Below are 1,970 nucleotides of genomic sequence, written 5' to 3' on the forward strand. Positions count from 1 at the left end.
GATGCGTCCCAATGCCAGCGTCGAAAAAGTCTACCTCTACCCCAAGCCAGTAGACTTTCGAAAGTCCATCGATGGCCTCACCGCACTGGTCGAACTGGACATCAAAGTCGCCGTGTTCGACCCCGTTCTTTTCGTCTTCCTAAATAAAGCCCGTAACCGCATCAAGGTGTTGTACTGGGAGCGCAACGGCTTCTGCCTTTGGCTCAAGCGCCTGGAAGCCGAGCGTTTCCAAACTTCGCCAGACGCCACCGATGACACCATTGTTCTGACTGTCCAGGAACTGAACTGGCTACTCGACGGTTTCGATCTCTGGCGCAACCGTCCGCATCAGGTTCTGACACCCCGTTTTGTTGCTTGACCCGGTATAATCCGGGCCATGATCTCCCTGCCCGACGACCTTCCCGATAATCCTGTTTTGCTCAAGCAACTGCTGCTTGAGGCACTCAGTCGCCAGGAAGAAGTGGCCCAGGCTTACCAAACCCACATCGTCGACCTGAAAGAACAGATCAAGCTGCTGCGTGACCGCTTGTTCAATCGCAAGTCCGAGCAGAGCATCGATCCGAATACACCTCAACTGGAGATGTTCAACGAGCCGGAAAGCGAACCACTGCTGGCCGTGGTGGACGATGCGGACGAAGAAGTCGTTGCTCCGCTCAAGCGTCGAGGCAAACGCAAACCGTTGTCGGCAGAGCTGCCACGTGTCGAAGTCATCCATGACCTGCCCGAGCACGAACTGACCTGCGCCTGCGGTTGCCGCAAGCATGTGATCGGCGAAGAAACCAGCGAGCAGCTCGATATCGTGCCGATGCAGATCCGCGTGCTCAAACACGTGCGCAAGGTCTACGGCTGCCGTGGCTGTGAAACCTCGCCGGTCACCGCTGACAAGCCGGCCCAGTTGATCGAAAAGAGCATGGCCAGCCCCAGCGTGCTGGCCATGCTGCTGACCACCAAGTATGTCGATGGCTTGCCGCTGCACCGTTTCGAAACGGTGCTGAGCCGGCACGGTATCGAGATCCCCCGGCAAACGCTGGCACGCTGGGTGATCCAGTGCAGCGAACACTTCCAGCCATTGCTGAACCTGATGCGTGACCGGTTACTGGAAAGCCCGGTGATCCACTGCGACGAAACGCGCGTGCAGGTCTTGAAAGAGCCGGATCGCGATCCGACCAGCCAATCCTGGATGTGGGTGCAAGCCAGCGGGCCGCCTGATCGACAAGTTGTGTTGTTCGACTACACCACCAGCCGTGCGCAGGAGGTGCCGTTGCGCCTGCTTGAGGGGTATCGCGGCTACGTGATGACCGACGATTACGCCGGTTACAATGCGTTGGCGTTGCAGCCCGGCGTCGAGCGTCTGGCGTGCATGGTTCATGCGCGACGCAAATTCATCGAGGCGCAGAAGGTGCAGCCCAAGGGCAAGACCGGGCGTGCCGATATCGCGCTGGCGATGATCAACAAACTGTATGGCATCGAACGCGAACTCAAGGATGCCAGCGATGAGCAGCGGTTCATCGGCCGCCAGGAAAGAAGCCTGCCGATTCTGCGCCAGTTGAAAAGCTGGCTGGATAAAACGCAGCCCCAAGTCACACCGCAAAGCGTGCTGGGCAAGGCGGCGCACTACCTGGCGAACAACTGGAGTCGGCTGGAACGCTATGTTGAGGCCGGCCATTTGCCGATCGACAACAACCTGGCGGAACGTGCGATAAAGCCGTTTGTCATCGGGCGCAAGGCGTGGCTGTTCAGCGACACGCCCAAGGGCGCCACGGCCAGTGCACAGATCTACAGCTTGGTCGAGACCGCCAAAGCCAACGGCCAAGAGCCTTATACGTGGCTGCGCCATGTACTGGAGCGGCTGCCGCATGCCTCGTCGGTCGCCGACTATGAAGCACTGCTGCCGTGGAACTGCTCGCCAGAGATGCCACGGTAATCGGTTACCCAAGGACTGGATAGGTGGGGTTTATGGATCGCACTCC

At 59.0% G+C, this 1,970-nt stretch carries 2 protein-coding genes; both read left to right on the forward strand.

All coding sequences use genetic code 11. The annotated features are described in order from the left end of the window. A partial coding sequence (tnpB, locus tag AACY44_RS27485; protein WP_339531517.1) for an IS66 family insertion sequence element accessory protein TnpB occupies positions 1 to 358 on the forward strand: 358 nt, incomplete at its 5' end. 18 nt (positions 359 to 376) lie between these two features. Further along, positions 377 to 1,924 (forward strand): IS66 family transposase, encoded by a 1,548-nt coding sequence (tnpC, locus tag AACY44_RS27490; protein ID WP_339437764.1) that lies wholly within the window; start codon positions 377 to 379, stop codon positions 1,922 to 1,924. Positions 1,925 to 1,970: the final 46 nt, after the last annotated feature.

The sequence above is a fragment of the Pseudomonas sp. RA_15y_Pfl1_P11 genome (assembly GCF_963970975.1).
Classification (GTDB): Bacteria; Pseudomonadota; Gammaproteobacteria; order Pseudomonadales; family Pseudomonadaceae; genus Aquipseudomonas; species Aquipseudomonas tritici.